Annotated in this window: 17 protein-coding genes and 3 tRNA genes; 10 read left to right on the top strand and 10 right to left on the bottom strand. The window is 60.5% G+C overall.

The features are described from left to right. Positions 1 to 24 precede the first annotated feature (24 nt). Positions 25 to 1350, bottom strand: coding sequence for an amino-acid N-acetyltransferase (gene argA / locus H7A77_RS02380; protein WP_182073773.1), 1326 nt, complete (start codon positions 1348 to 1350; stop codon positions 25 to 27). Between the two features lie 239 nt (positions 1351 to 1589). Here argA and amiC point away from each other — a divergent pair, with 239 nt between their 5' ends. Further along, entirely contained in the window at positions 1590 to 2843 is a 1254-nt protein-coding gene (gene amiC, locus H7A77_RS02375; protein ID WP_033644859.1) for an N-acetylmuramoyl-L-alanine amidase AmiC, read from the top strand. A gap of 90 nt (positions 2844 to 2933) precedes the next feature. On the opposite strand, the gene H7A77_RS02370 is transcribed toward amiC, so the two are convergent. The 3 genes from H7A77_RS02370 to H7A77_RS02360 all read right to left on the bottom strand — a co-directional run bounded on the left by H7A77_RS02370 (position 2934) and on the right by H7A77_RS02360 (position 3286). Then, positions 2934 to 3010, bottom strand: a tRNA-Met gene (locus H7A77_RS02370). Between the two features lie 64 nt (positions 3011 to 3074). After that, positions 3075 to 3151: transfer RNA gene (locus H7A77_RS02365), tRNA-Met, on the bottom strand. Positions 3152 to 3209: 58 nt separating this feature from the next. Beyond that, positions 3210 to 3286, bottom strand: a tRNA-Met gene (locus H7A77_RS02360). Positions 3287 to 3502: 216 nt separating this feature from the next. Here H7A77_RS02360 and mltA point away from each other — a divergent pair. After that, on the top strand, positions 3503 to 4639 hold the full coding sequence (gene mltA, locus H7A77_RS02355; RefSeq protein WP_033644860.1) for a murein transglycosylase A: 1137 nt from the start codon (positions 3503 to 3505) through the stop codon (positions 4637 to 4639). Positions 4640 to 4723: 84 nt separating this feature from the next. Beyond that, complete coding sequence (tcdA, locus tag H7A77_RS02350) at positions 4724 to 5530, top strand: tRNA cyclic N6-threonylcarbamoyladenosine(37) synthase TcdA (RefSeq protein WP_108681842.1); 807 nt, start codon at positions 4724 to 4726, stop codon at positions 5528 to 5530. Here tcdA and csdE read toward each other — a convergent pair. Both csdE and csdA read right to left on the bottom strand, forming a co-directional pair. Continuing rightward, positions 5521 to 5955: a cysteine desulfurase sulfur acceptor subunit CsdE gene (csdE, locus tag H7A77_RS02345; protein WP_046687719.1), complete on the bottom strand. Its 435-nt coding sequence runs from the start codon at positions 5953 to 5955 to the stop codon at positions 5521 to 5523. The genes tcdA and csdE overlap by 10 nt on opposite strands. Before the next feature lie 19 nt (positions 5956 to 5974). After that, on the bottom strand, positions 5975 to 7180 hold the full coding sequence (csdA, locus tag H7A77_RS02340; protein WP_182073772.1) for a cysteine desulfurase CsdA: 1206 nt from the start codon (positions 7178 to 7180) through the stop codon (positions 5975 to 5977). Between the two features lie 196 nt (positions 7181 to 7376). Between csdA and H7A77_RS02335 the strand changes: the two genes are divergently transcribed. The 4 genes from H7A77_RS02335 (at position 7377) to rlmM (ending at position 10447) form a co-directional block, all read left to right on the top strand. Continuing rightward, a complete protein-coding gene (locus tag H7A77_RS02335; RefSeq protein ID WP_025304050.1) occupies positions 7377 to 7601 on the top strand; it encodes a YgdI/YgdR family lipoprotein in 225 nt (74 codons plus the stop codon). Positions 7602 to 7986: 385 nt separating this feature from the next. Further along, entirely contained in the window at positions 7987 to 8904 is a 918-nt protein-coding gene (locus H7A77_RS02330; RefSeq protein WP_004931894.1) for a transcriptional regulator GcvA, read from the top strand. Between the two features lie 51 nt (positions 8905 to 8955). Continuing rightward, a complete protein-coding gene (locus H7A77_RS02325; protein WP_004931896.1) occupies positions 8956 to 9351 on the top strand; it encodes a DUF423 domain-containing protein in 396 nt (131 codons plus the stop codon). After that, complete coding sequence (gene rlmM / locus H7A77_RS02320) at positions 9344 to 10447, top strand: 23S rRNA (cytidine(2498)-2'-O)-methyltransferase RlmM (protein ID WP_019455735.1); 1104 nt, start codon at positions 9344 to 9346, stop codon at positions 10445 to 10447. The genes H7A77_RS02325 and rlmM overlap by 8 nt, the downstream gene beginning before the upstream one ends. A gap of 39 nt (positions 10448 to 10486) precedes the next feature. Here the strand turns inward: rlmM and xni are convergent, their stop codons facing one another. The 3 genes from xni to queF all read right to left on the bottom strand — a co-directional run bounded on the left by xni (position 10487) and on the right by queF (position 13702). Continuing rightward, entirely contained in the window at positions 10487 to 11245 is a 759-nt protein-coding gene (gene xni / locus H7A77_RS02315; protein WP_060660313.1) for a flap endonuclease Xni, read from the bottom strand. A 54-nt stretch (positions 11246 to 11299) separates the two neighbouring features. Further along, positions 11300 to 12664 (bottom strand): nucleotide 5'-monophosphate nucleosidase PpnN, encoded by a 1365-nt coding sequence (gene ppnN / locus H7A77_RS02310; RefSeq protein ID WP_019455737.1) that lies wholly within the window; start codon positions 12662 to 12664, stop codon positions 11300 to 11302. Positions 12665 to 12856: 192 nt separating this feature from the next. After that, positions 12857 to 13702: an NADPH-dependent 7-cyano-7-deazaguanine reductase QueF gene (gene queF / locus H7A77_RS02305; protein WP_046687717.1), complete on the bottom strand. Its 846-nt coding sequence runs from the start codon at positions 13700 to 13702 to the stop codon at positions 12857 to 12859. 63 nt (positions 13703 to 13765) lie between these two features. Between queF and syd the strand changes: the two genes are divergently transcribed. Continuing rightward, on the top strand, positions 13766 to 14314 hold the full coding sequence (gene syd / locus H7A77_RS02300; protein WP_033644866.1) for a SecY-interacting protein: 549 nt from the start codon (positions 13766 to 13768) through the stop codon (positions 14312 to 14314). A gap of 609 nt (positions 14315 to 14923) precedes the next feature. Here the strand turns inward: syd and H7A77_RS02295 are convergent. After that, a complete protein-coding gene (locus H7A77_RS02295; protein ID WP_033644867.1) occupies positions 14924 to 16162 on the bottom strand; it encodes an MFS transporter in 1239 nt (412 codons plus the stop codon). A 178-nt stretch (positions 16163 to 16340) separates the two neighbouring features. Here H7A77_RS02295 and H7A77_RS02290 point away from each other — a divergent pair, with 178 nt between their 5' ends. Continuing rightward, positions 16341 to 16667 carry a YqcC family protein gene (locus H7A77_RS02290; RefSeq protein WP_033644943.1) on the top strand — a complete coding sequence of 109 codons (327 nt, stop codon included), beginning with the start codon at positions 16341 to 16343 and terminating at the stop codon, positions 16665 to 16667. Between the two features lie 146 nt (positions 16668 to 16813). Then, positions 16814 to 22789, top strand: a complete 5976-nt coding sequence (locus H7A77_RS02285; RefSeq protein WP_182073771.1) for an alpha-2-macroglobulin — start codon at positions 16814 to 16816, stop codon at positions 22787 to 22789. Positions 22790 to 22826: the final 37 nt, after the last annotated feature.

Below are 22826 nucleotides of genomic sequence, written 5' to 3'. Positions count from 1 at the left end.
CGGTAGCGGCCGCGCCCACAGGGATTACAGATCCGCCAGCAGAATTTTGGAGCGGCGTTGGTAGTTGTACAACGCCTGTTTCTGCATCGGCAGCACGTCGACCTCCGCCGGGGTGAAGCCACGCTCCTGAAACCAGTGGATGCTGCGGGTGGTCAGCACGAACAGCTTCTTCAATCCCATCTGCCGCGCCTGATTTTCCACCCGCTGCAGCAGCATCTCGCCGCGCGAAGAGCTGCGGTAATCGGGATGCACCGCCACGCAGGCCATCTCACCGATTTTTTCCTCCGAGAACGGGTACAGCGCCGCACAGGCGATGGTCAGGTTGTCGCGTTCGATAATGGTGAACTTGTCGATCTCCATTTCCAGCTGTTCACGCGAACGGCGCACCAGAATACCCTGCTGTTCGAGCGGCCGAATGAGTTCCAGAATACCGCCGATGTCGTTGATCGTCGCCCGGCGCACCTGTTCGGCGCTTTCCATCACGATTTGGGTGCCGATGCCGTCGCGTGAGAACAGCTCTTGCACCAGCGCGCCGTCCTCCTGATAGCTGATTAGGTGGCTGCGGCGCACGCCGCTGCGGCAGCCTTTCACCGCGCCGCGCAGGAAGCGCACGGTGCCGGAATGGTAATCACCGCCTTCCTCCAGCTCTTCAAGACGCTTTTGCGCGTCGTTGGGGAACAGCTCGGAAAGGATGTTGCCTTCCGCGTCGGTCACGCCCTGCGAGGAGCAGAAACCGATCATTTTTTCCGCTTTCAGTTTGATCGCCAGCTGAGTCGCGACTTCCTCCGAGGTCAGGTTGAAGCTCTCGCCGGTCACCGAGACGGCGACCGGGCCGATCAGCACGATGGCGTTGCTGTCGAGCTGACGATGGATCGCTTCTTCATCGATGCGGCGAATGCGGCCGCTGTGGCAGTAGTCGATGCCGTCATCGACGCCCAGTGGCTGCGCGATGATGAAGTTGCCGCTGACCACGTTAATGTGCGCGCCCTGCAGCGGCGTGTTGTTGAGGCTCATCGACAGCCGGGCGGTGATGTCCAACTGCAATAAACCGGCCGCCTGCTTGACTAACTCAAGCGTATGGGCGTCGGTCACGCGCGTATGCTTGTGGTAGATCGGTTCATAGTTGTGCTGCGCCAGGTTGGCGTCGATCTGCGGCCGTGCGCCGTAAACCACCACCAGGCGAATGCCCAGGCTATGCAGCAGCCCGATATCATTGACGATGTTGGAAAAATTCTCGTGTTCGATGGCTTCCCCACCGAGCATGATGACAAACGTCTTGCCGCGGTGGGCGTTGATATAGGGGACGGAGTGACGGAATCCTTGCACCAGCTCTGTACTACGTTCCTTCACGGGCAAACCTCTTTGCATATTTATACGATATTTTTGTATTTTTATTCTTTTATTGCGCCAATGGCAAGTGGGAAATCGTCATGAAGAGCGAGCTAAGGGCGCTAAATCGTTAATAAATTGAAAAACCATAAAAAGATTTTCTGATGACAGGGCTGGAATGATTGGTTAAAGTTTTCGGCATTCCCAAGTCATTGGTGTTTTTTTCATCTGTTGTAAACAGTTATTACTGCCGGAGCCGCATGCCAAACGCTAATCACAATCTGGGCCGCCGTCGTTTATTACAGGGCGTTGCCGCCAGCTGGTTGCTGAGTGTGAGTCGCACGGGCTTCGCCGCGTCATCGCACGTGATTGCCGTGCGCGTCTGGCCGTCCTCCACTTATACCCGCGTCACGCTGGAATCCAACGTCGAACTGAAATACAAGCAGTTCGCCCTGACCAATCCCGATCGCGTGGTGGTGGATATCGAAGGCGTGCATCTCAACAGCGTGCTGAAGGGCATCGCCGGGCAGGTGCGCGCCGACGATCCTTATCTCAAGCAGGCGCGCGTCGGCCAGTTCGATCAGAATACCGTGCGGCTGGTGCTGGAGCTCAAGCAAAGCGTCAGCCCGCACATGTTCTCGCTGGCGCCGGTGCCGGAGTATCGCAACCGTCTGGTGATGGATCTCTACCCGACCAAGGGCGGCAGCGGCGGCGAGGAGTATGATCCGCTACTGGCGTTACTGGAAGATTACAACAAAGGCGATCTGGAGCGCACGCTGCCGCCCGAAGCGCCGCAGGCCGGCAAGGCGGGGCGCGATCGGCCGATCGTCATCATGCTGGATCCTGGCCACGGGGGCGAAGATCCCGGTGCGATCGGCAAGTATAAGACGCGCGAGAAAGACATCGTGCTGCAGATTGCCCGCAAGCTGAGCGCCATGATCAAGCGCGAGCCGAACATGAAGGTGTTCATGACGCGCAATGAAGACGTGTTTATCCCGCTCAAGGTGCGCGTCGCCAAGGCGCGCAAGCAGCGCGCCGATCTGTTCGTTTCGATTCACGCCGACGCCTTCACCAGCCGCGCCGCGCGCGGGTCATCGGTGTTCGCGTTGTCCACCAAAGGCGCCACCAGCTCGGCGGCCAAGTTCCTGGCGCAGACGCAGAACGCCTCGGACCAAATCGGCGGCGTCAGCAAGAGCGGCGACCGCTATCTCGACCACACCATGTTCGATTTGATCCAGACCGCAACCATCAACGATAGCCTGAAGTTCGGCAAGGAAGTGTTGAACCGGATGGGTAAAATCAACCGGTTGCACAAGAATCGCGTCGATCAGGCCGGTTTTGCGGTGTTGAAGGCGCCGGATATCCCGTCGATCCTGGTGGAAACGGCGTTTATCAGCAATATTGAAGAGGAGCGCAAGCTGCGCACCAGCCATTTCCAGCAGCAGGTGGCGGAGTCGATTCTGGCGGGCATCAAGGCTTATTTCGCCAACGGCGGCGCGTTGGCGAGCCGATAGCGGCAGGGCCGGGCGCAAGTCCGGCTGTTTTTGCGGATTGCAGATACAAAAAAACACCCGTCAGGGTGCTTATCTGTTGTCATCAAGAGTTGGTTGCGGGGGCCGGATTTGAACCGACGACCTTCGGGTTATGAGCCCGACGAGCTACCAGGCTGCTCCACCCCGCGTCCGTCTTGATGCGGTATTACGACGAAACCACCGTTCATGTTATGCCGCTGGTACGGCATCGGTTGGTTGCGGGGGCCGGATTTGAACCGACGACCTTCGGGTTATGAGCCCGACGAGCTACCAGGCTGCTCCACCCCGCGTCCGTGTAATACTTTGTTATCGAACCCAAACGCAAAATACCGCCACTGCGGCATCGGTTGGTTGCGGGGGCCGGATTTGAACCGACGACCTTCGGGTTATGAGCCCGACGAGCTACCAGGCTGCTCCACCCCGCGTCCGATGGATGCGCACTATACTCTCCATGCGTTTTGTTGCAAACCCTTTTTGCATTTTATTGGCCTAAACCCGTTTTTCTGCTGAATTTGCCCGCAATTTGCCTTCTTTTTCATCACCATCCTCCGTGCGGCTTTTTTTATTTGCAGCGATTCCTTTATCAATGAGCGTTTGTTATCGTTCAGCCGGTAGATCATATCAGTTTGAGAGTGTGCGCGATGAAAGGACGTTGGGGCAAATACCTGCTGGGCGGGTTGATGGTGGCGGTATTGGCGGGCTGTTCGTCCAAGCCGACCGATCGGGGTCAGCAATATAAGGACGGCCGTCTGGATCAATCGCTGGAGCTGGTCAATCAGCCCAACGCCAAAGGTTCGCCGGTCAACGCCAAGGATTATTCGGATCAGCTGATGGAGATCAAGTACGCGTCGCCTTCGCTGTTTAACCGCAACAACAGCACCTATCAGGCGGTGCAAAACTGGATGGCGTCCGGCGCCGACACGCGCATGCTGAGCCAGTACGGCCTCAGCGCTTACCAGATGGAAGGCGTCGACAATTACGGCAACGTGCAGTTTACCGGCTACTACACGCCGGTGGTGCAGGCGCGCTATACCCAACAGGGCGAGTTCCGTTATCCGCTGTACCGCATGCCGCCGAAGGGTAGGGGCCGCTTGCCGGATCGCGCGGGCATTTATTCTGGCGCGCTCGACGATCGCTATATCATCGCTTACACCAACTCGCTGATGGACAACTTCATGATGGAAGTCCAGGGCAGCGGCTACGTCGACTACGGCAACGGTCAGCCGCTGGTATTCTTCGGCTACGGCGGCAAGAACGGCCACGCCTACCGCAGCATCGGCAAAGTGCTGATCGATCGCGGTGAAGTGGCCAAGGCGGACATGTCGATGCAGGCGATCCGTCAGTGGGCGGATACCCACAGCGCCGCAGAGGTGCGCGAGCTGCTGGAGCAGAACCCGTCGTTCGTGTTCTTCCGCCCGGAAGCTTTTGCGCCGGTGAAAGGCGCCAGCGCGGTGCCGCTGATCGCCAAAGCGTCGGTGGCCTCCGACCGTTCGCTGATCCCGGCAGGCACCACGCTGCTGGCCGAAGTGCCGCTGCTGGACAACAAGGGTAAATTCACGGGAAAATACGAGATGCGTCTGATGGTCGCGCTCGACGTGGGCGGCGCCATCAAGGGCCAGCATTTTGACATGTATCAGGGCATCGGGCCGGAAGCCGGCCACTCGGCGGGGTACTACAACCACTATGGCCGCGTCTGGGTGCTGAAGAACAACGGCGGCGGCCAGCTGTTCAGCGCCAATCAGTCAAACGGCGGCGGTTCGTTGCTGGTCACCCGCTAAACGCGCACGGCGTGAAAAGATTGACCCGCAAGGGCCGGATTTTCCGGCCCTTATCATTTGCATTACGAAGGTAATTAAAGCGTTATGAGCACAGCTTATTCGGAAGCCTATCTGCAGCGTTTCGGCGGCACGGCGCGGTTATACGGCCAGCAGGCGCTGGCGGTGTTCGCGCAGGCGCACGTCTGCGTGATCGGCATCGGCGGCGTGGGTTCCTGGGCGGCTGAGGCGCTGGCGCGCACCGGCATCGGCGCCATCACTCTGATCGACATGGATGATGTTTGCGTCACCAATACCAACCGTCAGATCCACGCGCTGCGCCAGCACGTCGGGCAATCGAAAACCGAGGTAATGGCGGAGCGTATCCTGGCGATCAACCCGGAATGCCGGGTGACCTGCATTGACGATTTCATTACCCCGGGCAACGTCGCCGAGCTGCTGGACCATAACTTCAGCTACGTCATCGACGCGATCGACAGCGTGCGGCCGAAAGCGGCGCTGCTGTCATACTGCCGCCGCTTCAAGATCCCGGTGGTGACCACCGGCGGCGCCGGCGGGCAGATGGATCCGACCAAAATCGAAGTGGCCGATCTGGCGAAAACCATTCAGGATCCGCTGGCCGCCAAGCTGCGCGAGCGGCTGAAGCACGATTTTAACGTGGTGAAAAACGGCAAGGGCAAGCTGGGCATCGACTGCGTCTTTTCCAGCGAGCCGCTGGTTTATCCGCAGCCGGACGGTTCGGTATGCGCTTCGCGCAGCACGGCGGAAGGGCCGAAAAGAATGGATTGCAGCGCAGGTTTCGGCGCGGCGACCATGGTCACCGCCACCTTTGGCTTCGTCGCCGTGTCGCACGCGCTGAAAAAGATGGTGGCGAAGGCGGCGCGTCAGGCGTAACGGGCGGCGATCGCCTGCACGGCGGCGGCCAACGCCGCCAGCCCGCTGGCGCGAGTGGCGCTCAGCTGAGCGCGCAGCGCCAGGCGGTCGAACAGCGCCAGCGGATCCAATTCGGCGATCTGCTGCGGCGTTTTGCCTTCCACTTCGGTCAGCAGCACCGCCAATAGGCCACGCACGATGCGGCCTTCGCTGTCGCCATAAAAGTGCAGCGTGCCGTCTTCCAGCAACTGGTGCCCCAACCAGACGCGGTTTTCACACCCGCTCAACGCCATTTCTTCACTGCGCAAGGCCTCCGGCAGCGACGGCAGCCGTTTTGCGAGCATAATCAGTTGGCGGTAGCGGTCTTCCCACTGTTTCAGCGCGCTGAAGGTGGCGATCAACGCTTCGGCGGTGATCTCTCGGCCAAAAGGATGGGGGGCGAGCATAGCGTCTCCGGGAGTCAAGTCAGTCGGCCAGCAGGTCGAGGGCGTGGGTCAACGCGCTGACCAGCGTATAGACGTCCTGTTGAGTATTGTAGGGGGCGAACGACGCGCGCAACGTGCCGCTGACGCCTAACGCCGCCATCAGCGGCTGCGCGCAGTGCTGGCCGGCGCGCAGCGCAATGCCTTGCTCCGCCAGCAGCGTGACGATGTCGCTGTGGTGTACGCCGGCGATATCGAACGCCAGCAGGCTGGAACCGGAACTGCGGAAGCTGCGAAAGCCCGGCAGCTGCGCTAACCGCTGTTCCGCCCGATCCGCCAGCTCGCGACTGTAGCGCTCCGCCGCCGCCATGTCCTGTTCGCGAAGCCAGGTGAGCGCGGCGGCCAACCCCAGCACGCCGGCGATGTTTGGCGTGCCGGCTTCGAAGCAGTGCGGCGGTTTTTGCGGGATAAAACCGTCGAACGACGCCTGGGTCAACATCTTTCCCCCTCCTTGCCACGGCGCCATCTGCGCCAGCAGCTCGGATTTGCCGTACAGCGCGCCGATGCCGGTCGGTCCATACAGTTTGTGGCCGGAGAAGGCGTAGAAATCGATATCGAGCCGCTGTACGTCGGCTGGGTCGTGAACCACGCCCTGTGCGCCGTCGATCATCACGCGCGCGCCGGCGGCATGGGCCAGCGCGATCGCCGGCGCCAGATCCGGGCAGCCGCCGGTGACGTTGGACATTTGCCCCAGCGCCAACAGGCGGGTTCTATCGTTGAGCAGGGCGGGGAGCTGCGCCAGGTCCGGCAGCCGGTCGGCGCCGATCGGCAGTTTCACTACCCGGGCGCCGGTTTGATCCGCCACCATCAGCCAGGGGATCAGGTTGGCGTGGTGTTCCGCTTCGCTCACCAGAATTTCATCCCCCGGCTGCAGACGCGGACGCAGATAACTCTGCGCCACCAGGTTGATCGCCTCGGTGGTGCCGCGCGTCCAGACGATGTCGTCGGCCGACGGCGCATGGATCAGTTGCGCGACCTGGCCGCGCGCCTGCTCGAAACGGGCGGTCAGATCCTGCGCCGCCCGATGCTGGCTGCGGTGCACGGTGGCGGCGTCGTCGCGATAAAACTGCTGCGTGGCGTCGATCACCGCCTGCGGTTTCAACGCGGTGGCGGCGCTGTCCAGATAGATGCCGTCCTGCGCGAGCGCGGGAAACTGTTGGCGAAAAAGGCTGGGGTTAAAAGGCGTCATACCCTGATTGTCACTGGCTTGAGTCGATGGGTGATCCTGTCCTATTTTGCCGCCGGAGACAAGCGTTCGCGCCGATTAGGACTTATCGCCTGGCAAAATTGGGAAAGTTTGTTATGCTATTAAATGTGCGCTTATTAATCGCATCTATACACATAAAAGGTATTTATCAGCATTTAAAACTACAAAGGAGTCCTCAATGAAGAAAACAGCCGCAGTTCTCTCTGCCCTGATGCTTACGTTCACCCTGGCCGCCTGTTCCAGCAACTACGTGATGCATACCAATGACGGACGCACCATTGTCGCTGACGGCAAGCCTAAAGTGGATAACGATACCGGCATGATCAGCTATAAAGACGCCAACGGCGTCGAACAGCAGATCAACCGCGCCGATGTGAAAGAGATGGTTGAAAGCAACCAGTAACCGTCAGGCAAAAAAAAGCACCGCAAGTTTTGCGGTGCTGCATAAAATCACTATGGACAGACAGGGTAAATGTACAGGAAGTGAAAAAACAGTAGCCTAGCTACCATGTCCGGAATCGCCGGACAATTTGCAAACACAACATCACAACCACAAGCCAAAAGTTCATCGGCGTCCTCGACACCCACTCCCTTTTCGTTCCGGCCCGGGAAGTGCCGCCACTATAGGTATTTGCTGGCGCATCCTCAACGGACAAATTATAATGGCTCGGATTAAAAAAACTAATGGCAATGCGCCGTTAGCGTTTGTCCATGGCTTGCCACACAAAGCCGCCCGATTTTCGGCGCCGAATCATTCGGATTAATGTTACACAAAAGTAGCTAATTTAATGTCTAAACGCTTACCTCCCCTCAATGCGCTGCGCGTGTTCGATGCGGCCGCTCGCCACCTGAGTTTCACCAAGGCGGCGGAAGAGCTGTTCGTGACTCAGGCCGCGGTGAGCCACCAGATCAAGTCGCTGGAGGACTTCCTCGGGCTGAAGCTGTTTCGCCGGCGCAATCGCTCGCTGCTGCTGACCGAAGAGGGGCAAAGTTACTACCTTGATATCAAGGAGATCTTCTCTTCGATCAACGAGGCGACGCGCAAGCTGCAGGCGCGCAGCGCCAAGGGGGCATTGACCGTCAGTTTGCCGCCGAGCTTCGCCATTCAGTGGCTGGTGCCGCGTCTGTCCGGCTTTAACTCAGCTTATCCGGGCATCGACGTGCGCATCCAGGCGGTGGACCGTGAAGAGGACAAGCTGGCGGACGACGTCGACGTGGCGATTTTCTATGGCCGCGGCAATTGGCCGGGGCTGCGCGCCGAGCGCCTGTATGCGGAATATTTGCTGCCGGTTTGTTCGCCGAGCCTGCTGACCGGCGATCATCCGCTGAAAACCGCAGACGATCTGGCTTATCATACGCTGCTGCATGACGTTTCACGTCGCGACTGGCTGGCCTATACGCGCCAGCTGGGGTTGCAGCACATCAACGTGCAGCAGGGGCCAATCTTCAGCCACAGCGCCATGGTGGTGCAGGCGGCGGTGCACGGTCAGGGCGTGGCGCTGGTGAACAACGTGATGGCGCAAACCGAGATTGAAGCCGGTCGTCTGGTGTGCCCGTTCAACGATGTGTTGGTCAGTAAAAATGCTTTTTATCTGGTATGTCATGACAGCCAGGCAGAACTGGGTAAAATAGCCGCCTTCCGGCAGTGGATCCTGGCGCGTGCCGCCAGCGAACAAGAGAAGTTCCGCTTCCGCTACGAACAATAAGGCCGGCCGCCGCCTTGCCGCGGTCGGTGATTTTTAATGGGATAGATCACGATGAGCAGCCGTTCCATGCTGGTTTTCGCCGCTATCAGCGGCTTTGTGTTTGTCGCGCTGGGCGCATTCGGCGCGCATGTGTTAAGCGGCACGCTGGGCGCCAACGAAATGGCCTGGATCCGCACCGGGCTGGAGTATCAGGGGTTCCACACCCTGGCTATCCTGGCGCTGGCGGTCGCGATGCAGCGCCGCGTGAGCCTGTGGTTTTACTGGAGCGGAGCGCTGTTGGCGTTCGGCACCGTGTTGTTCAGCGGCAGCCTCTATTGTCTGGCGCTGTCGCACCTGAAGGTCTGGGTATATATCACGCCGGTTGGCGGCGTGTGCTTCTTGATCGGCTGGATATTGATGTTGATTGGCGCTTTGCGTCTGAGGAAAAAGGCCGAGCGCCATGAATAAGATTGCGTTGTACTGCCGTCCCGGCTTCGAAAAAGAGTGTGCGGCGGAGATCACCGATAAAGCCGCCCAGCTGGAGATTTACGGCTTTGCGCGGGTAAAAGAGCACAGCGGTTACGTGTTGTTCGAATGCTATCAGCCGGACGATGCCGACCGCCTGGCGCGGGAGATTCCGTTCCGCGAACTGATTTTCGCCCGCCAAATGATCGTGGTGGGTGAGCTGCTGCGCGATCTGCCGCCGGAAGATCGGGTATCGCCGATCGTCGGCATGCTGATCGGCGTGGTTGATCGCGGCGGCGAGCTGCGGGTGGAAGTGCCGGACACCAACGAAAGCAAGGAGCTGATGAAATTCTGCCGCAAGCTGACGGTGCCGCTGCGCGCCGCGATGCGTGAGCAGAAGGTGCTGATGGCGCGGGAGAACCCGACTCGCCCGGTGGTGCACGTGTTCTTCATCGCGCCGGGCTGCTGTTACGTCGGTTACTCCTACAGCAACAACAACTCACCGTTCTATATGGGCATTCCGCGTCTGCGTTTCCCGGCCGATGCGCCGAGCCGTTCGACGCTGAAGCTGGAAGAAGCGTTCCATGTGTTCATCCCCGCCGACGAGTGGGACGAGCGCCTGGCCAGCGGCATGCATGCGGTCGATCTGGGGGCCTGCCCGGGCGGCTGGACCTATCAGCTGGTGAAGCGCAGCATGATGGTGCATTCGGTGGATAATGGCCCGATGGCGCCGAGCCTGATGGAAACCGGCCAGGTAACGCATCACCGCGCTGACGGTTTCAAGTTCGAGCCGAACAGCAGCAAAATTTATTGGTTGGTGTGCGACATGGTGGAAAAACCGGCGAAGGTGACCAGCCTGATGATTCAGTGGCTGGTGAAAGGCTGGTGCCGCGAAGCGATCTTTAACCTCAAACTGCCGATGAAAAAACGCTACGAGGAAGTGTCGCAAAACCTGATGAGCATCCGTGAAGCGCTGGGCGCTGCCGGCATCAGCGTTGAAGTGCATGCCAAACAGCTGTATCACGACCGCGAAGAGATCACCGTACACGTGCGCCGCATGTGGTCGGCGGTGCCGGGCCGCCGCGACGAGCGCGATTAATCGCGTTAAACCTGATGAAGGGCGCTGCTTGCAGCGCCCTTATTGTATCGGCAGGCGCAGCTGCTGCAGGTTGCCGTCCAGCGACAGATCGGTGCGCAGCGTGGCGACGTGTTTGCTGACGTAGGCCAGCTCGCGGTGCTGCTCCAGCTTGCCGCGCCATTTCTCCGGCACCTGCTCCAGGTGCTGATAGATCCCGTCCAGACTGCCCGACTGCTGCAACAGCAGCACGGCGGTTTTCGGCCCGATGCCTGCCACGCCGGGGATCTTGCTGCTGCCGATCCCCGCTAACCCCCAGTAGTCCGGCAGTTGCTGCGGCTGCACGCCGAATTCCTGCTGCACGAAAGGCATATCCAACCAGCGTTTCTGGAAGTAATCGCGGATCTGTACGTTCGGCGCCAGCAGTTGGCAATAGCCTTTGTCGGTGGAGACGATGGTCACCTGGTGGCCGCCGCCGGCGACCTTCGCCGCCAGCGTGGCCGCCAGATCGTCTGCCTCGTTGCCGGGTGAATGCCAGCTGGCGACGCCCAGTTCGGCGAAGGCTTCACGCAGCTGCGGCATCTCCTGTTGCAGGTTTTCCGGCATCGGCGAGCGCCCGGCCTTGTAGTCCGGCAGAATTTGGTGGCGCCAGCTTTCGCTGCGGTCGTCCTCGTCAAATACCGCCACCGCGTGGGTCGGGCGGCTGTGCTGAAGCAACTGCTGCAGCGCGTGGCGACAGGCGTTGACGCAAGGGGAGCCCTGTACGGCGTGAATGCGGCGGATGAGGTTCAGGGCGTCGACAATCAGTAGGTGTATCATCATGGGCGGTAAGGTCAGAAAAAACAGGGCGGCCGTTACGCCGCCCGGGATTGAGGATCAGGCGACGATTTCGTAGCAGGGCACATAGGCGCTGCCCGGCAGCTTCATGCGGTGCTGGGCGACAAAGCCCTGCAGCAGGCTGTCCATCTGCTTCATCATCTGCGGTTCGCCGTGCAGCTTGTACGGGCCGAACTGCTCAATGGCGTGGATGCCGTTTTCCTTCACGTTGCCGGCCACGATGCCGGAGAAGGCGCGGCGCAGCGCGGCGGCCAATTGCTCCGGCGGCTGGTTCGGATACAGATTGAGGTTCGCCATGTTCTCGTGGGTCGGCTCGAACGGCAGCTGCAGATCCGGCGCGATGCGGATCGACCAGTTGAAGCTGTAGGCGTCGCCGGTGTTGCGGCGGTTTTCCTTCACCAGCGGCATGGCTTTTTTCATCTGCCGTGCCACTTCCGCCGGATCGTCGATGATGATGGTGTAGTGACGGCGCGCGGCGTCGCCCAGCGTGTTCATGATGAACTCGTCCAGCACGCGGAAGTAATCGGCGCTCTCTTTTGGCCCGGTCAGGATCAGCGGCAGCACCTGCTCGCTGTTCTCCGGGTTCATCAGGATACCCAGCAGGTACAGCAGCTCTTCGGCAGTGCCGACGCCGCCCGGGAAGATGATGATGCCGTGCGCGATACGCACAAACGCTTCCAGACGTTTTTCGATGTCCGGCATGATCACCAGCTCGTTCACCAGCGGGTTAGGCGGCTCGGCGGCGATGATTGACGGCTCGGTCATGCCGATGAAGCGGCTGTTGCGGTAACGCTGCTGCGCGTGACCGACCGCCGCGCCTTTCATCGGCGCTTCCATGGCGCCCGGCCCGCAGCCGGTGCAGATGTTCAACTCGCGCAGGCCCAGCTGGCTGCCGACCTTGCGCGCGTACAGGTATTCGTTCTCGTTGATCGAGTGCCCGCCCCAGCACACCACCATGTTGGGATCTTCATCCAGATGCAGCGTGCGCGCATTGCGCAGGATCGAGAACACCAGGTTGGTGATGTGGGCCGAGTTTTCCAGGTTCAGGTGTTGGAAACGGCCGGCGCTGGCGATTTGGCCGTGCACGAACAGAATGTCGCGCAACACGGCGAACAGGTTGGCCTGCAGTGAACGGATGATGCGGCCGTCGACGAACGCCTCTTCCGGCGGGTTGACCAGCTCCAGTTTCACGCCACGCTCGCGGCGCAGCACGTTGATATCGAAGGTTTCATAGCGCGACAGCAGCTGTTTGCTGTTGTCGGTTTGGCTGCCGGAGTTCAACACGGCCAGCGAACAGTTGCGAAACAGGCGGTACAGGTCGCTGCTGGCGGTGCGCTTCAGCATGTCTACTTCCAGCTGCGACAATAAATCCATAGAGCCAAGCGGGCTGATGTGTGTAATCAAGGTAACTCCTTTGCACCCGGTGTGGGGCGGTAGTAATCCATACGCAGCAAAACAGCATCTCGTTATGGTTGGCGTGCTGCGGCGAAGCGGGCGCTCTGCCCGGCCGCAGCCTCGTTTTAACCTTACCGCCGTCCCTGCGCTTTTACCAACACAAACCGCTCGTTAGCTCAGTTGTTGAGCAATGTTTCGCACTTATTGGCGCGCCAGGCGGCCGTGCTCGGGAGCGAATGCGACGTTGCTGCGCCACGGGTTGATATCCAGTCCGCCGCGGCGGGTATAGCGGGCGTAAACCGTCAGGCTTTGCGGCCGGCAATAGCGCATCAGATCGTTGAAGATGCGCTCGACGCATTGCTCGTGGAATTCGTTGTGGTGGCGGAAGGAAACCAGATAGCGCAGCAGCGCTTCGCGATCGATCTTGCCGCCGCGGTAGCTTATCTGCACCGAGCCCCAGTCCGGCTGATGGGTGATCAGGCAGTTGGACTTCAGCAGGTGGCTGACCAATTGCTCTTCCACTACCTCTTCACCGGCGGCGTTCTGCAGGTAGTCGGCGTTGAACTCATAATTGTCGATGCGAATATCCTGCTGGTCGATGCAGTCGCCGGCCAGACGAGCGATCGGGCTGCCTTCCAGTTGGTCGACGCTGAACAGGGTGACGCTCACCTCGCCCTGGGCGCAGGCGGACAAATCGCGTTGCAGCGTGCTGCGCACCGTTTCCCAATCGGCGAACGGCGTTTGGTTGAAGCTGTTGAGATACAGCTTGAAGCTTTTCGATTCGATCAGGTTCAGGCTGTCGGCGTTGAGGCCGATCTCGCCCACCGCCACCTGAGGCAGCCCGTTGGCGTTCAGCCAGGAGAGTTCGTACAGCGTCCAGATGTCCGCGCCGTGGAAGGGCAGGTTGTCGGGATACAGCCCCAGCGGCTCGCGGTTCATGCTGCGCGGCACCGCCTGCAGCAGCGTGGCGTCGTAGCGATCGCGATAGGCGGTGGGTTTGCCCAGCGTCAGCCCTGACAGGGCCTGGTGGTCTTGATATGAGGACATCTGCTGTCACCTCGGTCAGAGATAGGTACAATGGCCGTCAGTTTAACGTATGCGAGAAAGAATATGGACCATGATGTATCGCACGCTCTGCGTGAATTCACTCAACGCTATGTCGAGTTGTGGCAGCAAGAGCGCGGCCACGCGCCGGCCAGCGAGGCGCTGTACGGCGTGCCATCGCCCTGCATCGTGGAGAATCGCGAGGACGACGTGCTGTGGTTGCCGCAGCCTTTCGAACCGGCGGCGACGCTGGAGAAGGTAGAGGCCGCACTGGAGCTGCGTTTGCAGCCGGATGCGCACCGTTTCTACACGCAGCAATACGCCGGTGACATGAGCGCGCAATTTGGGGAGCATCGCCTGAGCCTGCTGCAGGTATGGAGCGAAGAGGATTTCATCCGCCTGCAGGAGAATCTGATCGGCCATCTGGTGACGCAAAAGCGCCTCAAATTGTCACCGACCCTCTTCCTGGCGACCACCGAATCCGAGATGACGATGGTGTCGCTGTGCAACGTCAGCGGCAACGTAGTGCTGGAGCAGTTTGGCAGCGATAAGCGCACCTTGTTGGCGGCGACGCTGGGGAATTTCCTCGATGCGCTGCGCCCAGTGCTGGACTAAAGCGCGGCGGATTCGCCGTCGGTCGTGTAAGAGATCTCTCACACGGGTTGTGAGAGATCGCTCTTAATTTTTTTCACCTCTCTTTGGACCATGAGATTATTGTTATCCAGATCAATTGGTTAGAATTTCTTTAGGATAACTCTTAGTCTTAATTTAGTGTGAGACACCTCTCAAACCCTTGTGATTCCGGGAAATTTGAGCGATCTTATCATTACCGGCACGGACCCGGCGGAGCAGGAAAGCATCAGGATGATGCAGCTTCAGGAAGAAGAAAGGGATGCGCTCAGGCAAGAGCGAGGGATGGCGTCAGGAGATGCCCAGGATGTTTCAGGATTGAAACCAAGGACACCTCCAGGACGGAGATTGAGAGCCGGCGCAGGACTGTCGGCGGGTCAGGAAGGCTGAGGAACCGCGTCAGGACGATGCTGCAGGATGATGCAAGGACCACTTGGTCAGGATGGCCGCAGGAAAAGTTTTCAAGGATTGAGCAGGGAGCATGCTGTGTAGCGGGATGGCTATAAAACGAACCGGGGGCACTGTTAACGCAGTGCCCCCAACTTTTTGTTCTATTCCGCCGCGCGTGCGCCCCGTCTCAATCCTTCTTCCGCGTTAACCAATCGCGCCCAGCGTATCGCCTGCGCCCTGTTTTTTCGGCAGCAGGAACAGCGTGGCGTAGATATCCAGCAGGTAAATCGCCGCCAACAGGCTGATGGCGGCGGTAAACGATACCTGCGTCACCAGCGCGCCGATCACCAATGGCCCCAGGCCGCCGACGCCGCGTCCCAGATTGAACAGGATGTTTTGCGCGGTGGCGCGTGCTTGCACCGGGTAGGTATCGGAAATCAACGCGCCGTAACCGCCGATCATGCCGTTGACGAACATGCCCATCACTGCGCCGGCGAACAGCATCAGCATCGGATCGCTCAACTGGGCGTAGCCGATCACCATCACCACCGCGCCGACCTGATACAGCACGAAAATCTTCCAGCGGGCGAAGCGGTCGGCCAGGACGCCGAACAGCCAGATGCCGAACGTCATGCCGACCACCGTCACCGCCGTCCACAGGCCGGACTTGGTGAGCGAGAAGCCGAAGTTTTTCGCCAGATAAGTCGGCATCCAGATCATCAGCCCGTAGTAACCGAAGTTCTGCACCGAACAGAGAATGAAGATGCCGATGCTGGCCTTGCTGGTGGCGCGATCCTTAAACAGCAGGCGCAAACGCTGAAGGAAGGAGAGCGGCTGCCCGGCGTCTTTCTGCCGCACGAATTCCTCCGGTTCGCCCAGCGTGCGGCGGATCAGGAATGACGCCAGCGCCGGCAGCAGGCCGACCAGGAACATGCCGCGCCAGCCGATATGTTCCAGCAGCAACGGCGTCAGGAAAGCGGCCGCCAGCACCCCCAATTGCCAGCCCATGCCGACGTAAGCCGAAGCGCGGTTGCGTTTCTCCGCCGGCCAGGCTTCGGCGATCAGCGCCATGCCGATGCCGAACTCGCCGCCCAGCCCGATGCCCGCCAGCGTGCGATAGGCGAGTAGATCCCAATAGCCTTGCGCCACGGCGCACAGGCCGGTGAACAGGGAAAACATCAGGATGGTGATGGTCAGCACCCGGATGCGGCCGAAGCGATCGCTGAGATGGCCGAAGATCACGCCGCCCAGCACCGCGCCGATCAGCGTCCAGGTGACCAGCGAGCCGGCGGCCGATGAGGTTAATCCTAATTCGATGCTGATGGCCGGCAGCATAAAGCCGAGGATCAGCAGGTCAAACCCGTCCATGGCGTAACCGGTGACCGAGGCCAGCATGGCCTTACCGGGCGTCGCGTGATTTTTTTTCTCTGTTATTACGGACATGAATCTTTATCTGTGTGGTGAATTCGGTGGGCCTATTGTGCCGCGCGGCGGCGCACGCCACCAGATAAAAACGGCAGCCGGTCTCAGGCGCGCCAAATTTGGGCTATAAAAATGCTATGCTTTGCCGCCTTTCAGCCAGCGAGCTGAATATCATGATGAAAAGAGATCGGGAATGCAGATGAGTATACATAATCAGGTTCGCCGCAGTTTGCAGGCGATTGAACAATCCATGCGCGATTTGGCCTTGTGGCAGGCCGCGCCGCCCGAGCCTGAGGCTTTCTCCAGCACCGAGCCGTTCTGCATCGACAGCATGTCGGCCGAGGCTTGGCTGCAGTGGGTGTTTCTGCCGCGCATGTATGCGCTGTTGGACGCCGAAGCGCCGCTGCCGACGCGTTTTGCCATCACGCCTTACTTCGAGGAGGCGTTGAAGGAGCGTGAGCCGAGCAGTCTGCCGCTGTTGGTGCTGCTGCAGCAGTTGGATTTGATGTTGAATAAAGAGCCGTAATTCGCCGGCGGCGCGCAGATTTTTGCCGCCCGGCAGTGTAGAGTACTCGCGCGGATGCCGGGCAGGAGAGCCGACGGCGTCTTTCGGCTCGGTTAAACCGCGGCGGTTGACCGGGGGCTGCATTAGGATGATGAGGTGCTGCAATAATGGATTTATTAAGGTTTATCCTTCGTTTGCCTTTTACCCTGGTTAAGGGCGTTTGCCGCCTGTTGGGTGGGGTCTTGTCGCTGTTGGGGCGGTTGCTGAGACCGCTGGTCGGCAACCTCAGCTGGCGCGCGCCGGCCTGGTGGGCTGCGCTGCCGCGCAGTTTTCTGCGGCTGGAAAGCGGCGTGGATAAACATCCGAAAGCGATCGGTCTGGGCCTGCTGCTGCTGGCAGGCGCCGCGGGCGGCGCGTTTTACGGTTGGCACTGGTGGCAAAATCGGCCTCAGCCGATCGAACCGGCGCCGATGGTGGTTCAGGAGGTCAGCGCATCGCTGGCTAACCCCGCGCCGATAGATTACACCGCCGCCCGGCAAGCGCCACAAACGGTGAGCCTGGCCTTCAGCGGCTCGGTCGCGCCGATCGCCGCGGTGGGCAAAACCGTGAGCGCCGGCATCACCCTCAAACCGACGGCGGAAGGACAGTGGGCGTGGAACAATGAATCGACGCTGGTGTTCACGCCGAAAAAGCCGCTGCCGATGGGCGCGAAATATGACGTGACCCTCGAGCCCGCCGCCTTGCTGGCGCCGCAGGTCAAACTCGCCAAAACCCGCTATGCCTTCACCGTGCCTGCGTTCGACTACCGTCTGGGGCAGGCCGAGTACTACCGCGATCCGCAGAATGCGCAGAAACGAAGCGCGATTTTCAATCTGCAGTTCAACGCGCCGGTCGACGTCGCCAGCTTTGAAAAACAGATTTCGCTGGGATTGAAAGAAGGCAGCGCCACCTCCGAGAAGAAGCTGAATTTCTCTCTGGTCTATGACGAGAAAAAACTGAACGCCTGGGTGCATTCCGAGCCGCTGCAGGCGCTGGATCAGGGCGGCGCAGTACATCTGACCGTCGGCAAGGGCGTTAAATCGACGGCGGCCGGCAACGCGGTCGAAGAGGCGAAAAGCAACTGGGTCAAGGTTCCCACCCTGTACAGCCTGGCGCTGAGCGACGCCAGCGCCCAGGTGGTGGACACCGACGGCGGCAAAGGGCAGCGTGCGCTGGTGGTTGGTTTCAGCGATGCGGTGAAGGATAAAGAGCTGGCGCGAGCCGCGAAAGCCTGGCTGCTGCCGCAGCACGATCCGAGCGATGCCGAGGCCGCCAATGATGCTGAAGACTTTTACCCATGGACGGTAGACAGCGTCGGCAAGAACGTGCTGGCGCAGGCGACGCCGCTGCCGTTGACGCTTAACGAGGCGGAAGAGGCCTATCAGCCGCAGTTCAGCTTCCGTTTTGACGCCCCGGCGCACCGCTTTATGCTGCTCGAGATCGATAACCAGCTAATCTCCGCCGGCGGTTACAAAATGCCGAAGAAGGTTTATCGGGTGGTCGAAGTGCCGGAGTTCCCGAAATCGCTGCAGTTCATGTCGCAGGGCTCGCTGCTGTCGGTCAACGGCGACAAGCAGATCAGCGTGGCGGCGCGCAACGTGGCGGGCCTGCGGCTGGACATCAAGCGGGTGATCCCGAGTCAGCTGCAGCACATTGTTTCCTTCAAAAGCCGGGAATACTCGTCCACGGAATTCAACCGGCTCAACGATGAGTATTTCACCGAGCATTTCAAATACCAGACGGCGCTCAACAACGAGCGGCCGGGGGAAGTGAACTATCAGGGCATCGATCTTTCCCGCTATCTCTCCACCAACGCCAGTTCCCATCGCGGGGTGTTTCTGTTGACGCTGTCGGAATGGCAGCCGAATCGCAAACCGGCGGCGGAAGAGGCGGGCGCCGAGCAGGAGCAGGAACAGGACGAGAGCGCAGGGGAAGAACAGCCCGACGTCGGCGATTCGCGTTTTGTGGTGGTGACCGATCTGGGCATCGTCGCCAAGAGCTCGCAGGATAAGACGCGCGACGTCTTCGTGCAGTCGATCCAAAGCGGTGCGCCGGTCAGCGGCGCCAACGTATCTGTGGTGGCCAAAAACGGCGTGACGCTGCTCAGCCAAACCACCGGCGCCGACGGCCACGTGCGTTTCCCGGCGCTGGATGTGTACACCAACGAGCGCCAGCCGGTGATGTTCCTGGTGGAGAAAGAAGGGGATGTCTCCTTCCTGCCGACCGGCAGCTCTAACGATCGCGGGCTGGATTTCTCGCGCTTCGACGTTGCCGGTGAACAAACGCCGACCGATCCGCGCACGCTCAGCAGCTACCTGTTCTCCGACCGCGGCGTGTATCGGCCGGGAGACACCTTCAATATCGGCCTGATCACTCGCGCCGCCGACTGGCGCGTTGGCCTCGCCGGCGTGCCGGTGCGCGCCGAAATTCGCGATCCGCGCGACAAGCTGATGTCCACCGTGCCGCTGACGCTGGGCGCCAGCGGTTTCAACGAACTGAGCTATACCACCGATGAAAACTCGCCCACCGGCGAGTGGAACGTTTATCTGTATCTGATCGGCAAAAACAACGACACCTCCACGCTGCTCGGCCATACCGCAGTCAATGTGAAGGAGTTCGAGCCGGATCAGCTGAAAGTGAAGCTGGCGTTGACGCCGGACCGCCAGCAAGGCTGGGTCAAACCGTCTGAGCTGAAGGCCAGCATCGATGTGCAGAACCTGTTCGGCACCCCGGCGCAAGATCGCCGTGTGACCACCAGGCTGACGCTGCGGCCAATGTATCCGAGCTTCGATCGCTTCCCGGATTATGCGTTCTACGAAAACCGACAAAACAGCGACGGGTTCGAAACCGAGCTGGAAGATCGCACCACCGATGAACACGGCGCGGCTGATATTCCGCTCGATCTGAAATCTTACGCCGACGCCACTTATCAGCTGCAGCTGTTGTCGGAGGCGTTCGTTGCCGGCGGCGGTCGCTCGGTGGCGGCTACCGCCCGTACGCTGGTTTCGCCTTACGATTACCTGATTGGGGTGAAGGCCGACGGCGATCTGGGCTACATCAATCGCGATGCGGAGCGGCATCTGAACGTGATCGCCATCGATCCGGCCTTGAAACAGATCGCCATGCCGAACCTGAAGCAGGTGCTGATCGAACAGAAATACATTTCGGTGCTGACCAAACAGGATTCGGGCGTTTACAAATACCAGTCGAAGATGAAGGAAGTGCAGCTCTCGGAACAGCCGCTGGCGCTGGGCGATCAGGGCGCGGATCTGCGGCTGGCGACCGATAAGCCGGGCGACTTCGTGCTGGTGATCGAAGATGCGCAGGGCAAGACGCTCAACCGCGTCGCCTACAGCGTGGCCGGCAACGCCAACCTGAGCCGTTCGCTGGATCGCAACGCCGAACTGAAGCTAAAACTCAACCAGGCGGAATATCAGCCCGGCGAAGAGATCGAGGTGGCGATCAACGCGCCTTATACCGGCAGCGGCTTGATCACCATCGAGAAGGACAAGGTTTACGCCTGGCAGTGGTTCCACACCGACACCACCAGCTCGGTGCAGACGATCCGCGTGCCGGCCGGCATGGAGGGCAACGGCTACATCAACGTGCAGTTCGTGCGCGACATCAACTCCAGCGAGATCTTCATGAGCCCGCTGAGCTATGGCGTGATGCCGTTCAAGATCAGTACCAGGGCGCGCCAAAACAGCCTTGAGGTGACGGCACCGGAGGTCATCAAACCGGGTGAAAACCTGACGATGACGGTCAAGACCGATGCGCCGCAGCAGGTGGCGCTGTTCGCCGTCGATGAGGGCATTTTGCAGGTGGCGCGTTATCGCCTGAAGGATCCGCTGGAGTTCTTCTTCAGCAAGCGCGAACTGAACGTGAGCAGCTCGCAGATCCTCGATTTGATCCTGCCGGAATTCAGCAAGCTGATGGCGCTGACCGCGGCGCCGGGCGGCGATGCGGGCGAAGGGCTGGATCTCAACCTCAACCCGTTCAAGCGCAAGCGCGATAAGCCGGTGGCCTATTGGTCCGGCATTACCGAGGTCAGCGGCGAGAAGCAGTTCGTCTACCCGGTGCCGGATTACTTCAACGGCAAGATCCGCGTCATGGCGATTTCGGTGACGCCGGAGAAAATCGGCAAGGCGCAAACCGCCGCTACGGTGCGCGACAGCTTCATCATGACGCCGAACGTGCCGGCGATGGTGGCGCCGGGCGATGAGTTCGACGTCAGCGTGGGCGTCAGCAACAATCTCGAAGGGCTGAACGGCCAGTCGGCAGCCATCAACGTCCTGCTGACGCCGCCGCCGCAATTGGAGGTGGTGGGCAACGCGACGCAAAGCCTGACGCTGGCGGAAAAACGCGAGGGCGTGATCGCCTTCCGTCTGCGCGCCAAAGCCGTTTTGGGCGATGCGCCGCTGGTGTTCGACGCCCGTTACGGCGACCAGGCCAGCCGTCGCACCGTCAGCACCTCGGTGCGGCCGGCGGCGCCGTACCGTACTCAATCGGTGATGGGGCGCATGAGCGGCGGCAGCCAGAACGTCGATGGCCTGCGCCAGATGTTCGACGCTTTCGCGCAGCGCCGGGCGGCGGTGTCGAATTCGCCGCTGGTGCTGACCAGCGGGTTGGCGCAATACCTGGCGGATTATCCGTATTACTGTTCCGAGCAGATCGTCAGCCGTTCCATTCCGCTGATGTTGCAGAGCCGCCATCCAGAGATGAAAAGCAGCCTGAGCCAGGCGGAAGTCAGCAAGCAGCTGCGCAACCTGCTGGGCGTGCTGCGCGCTCGTCAGAACGACAGCGGGGCGATCGGCGCCTGGCGTTCGTCTCCGGATGCCGATCCTTTCGTCACGCCTTATGTGGTGCAATATCTGCTCGAAGCCAAAGCGGCGGGTTACGCCCTGCCGGAAGGCATGCTGGACGAAGCCAACGGCGCGCTGCGCGAGCTGGCGGCCAGCGGTTTCGACGATCTGTATCTGCTGCGCCTGCGCAGTTGGGCGGTCTACCTGCTGACGCTGCAGGGCGAAGTGACCACCAACTCGCTGGCGGCCGTGCAGGATACGCTGCAAAAACGCTATGGCGAAGAGTGGAAAACCGATCTGAGCGCGCTGTATCTGGCCTCTTCCTATCGTTTGTTGAAGATGGACGACGAAGCCGCCGCGCTGTTGCAACCCAGCTGGCAGCAACTGAGCAAAGCCTATGACAGCGCCTGGTGGACGCAGAACTATTTCGATCCGCTGGTGCAGGATGCGACGCGGCTGTATTTGATTACCCGTCACTTCCCTGAGAAGGTGGCGTCGATTCCGCCGCAGGTGCTGGAGAATATGGTCAAGGCACTGAAAGAAGAGCGTTACACCACCTACTCCTCTGCAATGAGCATCCTGGCGCTGGAAAGCTATTCGGCCCAGGTGGCGGCGCAATCCGCCAATGCGGACGCATTAGGCATCGTGCAGGTGGGCAAAAGCGGCGGCGACCCGCAGCGCATCAGTGAGCTGCAGGGGCTGTTCGTTCAGGGGCAGTTCAACGCTGATGCCACCGCCGTGCGCTTCACTAACGGCGGCAGCGCGCCGGCCTGGTATGTGGTGACGCAGGCCGGTTACGATCTGAACGCGCCGCAAAAAGCGCTGTCGCGCGGGATTGAGATCGTCCGCGAGTACACCGACGAACAGGGCAAACCGGTGACGCAGGTGACGCTGGGGCAGAAGATCAACGTCCATCTGAAGGTGCGCGCCAACTCGAAAGAGGGGCAGAGCAACCTGGCGATTGTCGATCTGCTGCCGGGCGGGTTCGAAGTGGTGCAGCAGACGCCGCCGGAACCGGCCGATGCCGGTGAGGAGAGCGACGATCGCGGCGGCTGGCAGTCGCCGCTGGCCGCCACCGGCTCCACCTGGGCGCCGGATTACAGCGACATCCGTGAAGATCGGGTGATTATCTACGGCAGCGCCGGCACCGAGGTGCAGGAGTTCGTCTATCAGATCAAGGCCACCAATACCGGCAGCTTTATTATTCCACCGGCCTACGGCGAAGCCATGTATGACCGAGAAGTGCAGGCCATGTCGGCCGGCGGCGGCAAGCTGGTGGTGGTGCCGGCGGGCAACGGCTAGGCCGTATCCGGCGCCAGGCCAGCGTCTGGCGCCGGTA

The organism is Serratia sp. ME47 (genome assembly GCF_903970925.1).
GTDB classification, from domain to species: Bacteria; Pseudomonadota; Gammaproteobacteria; order Enterobacterales; family Enterobacteriaceae; genus Serratia; species Serratia ureilytica.
The sequence above is the reverse complement of the archived record's forward strand: the minus strand, read 5'-3'. Positions and strand labels throughout refer to the sequence as shown.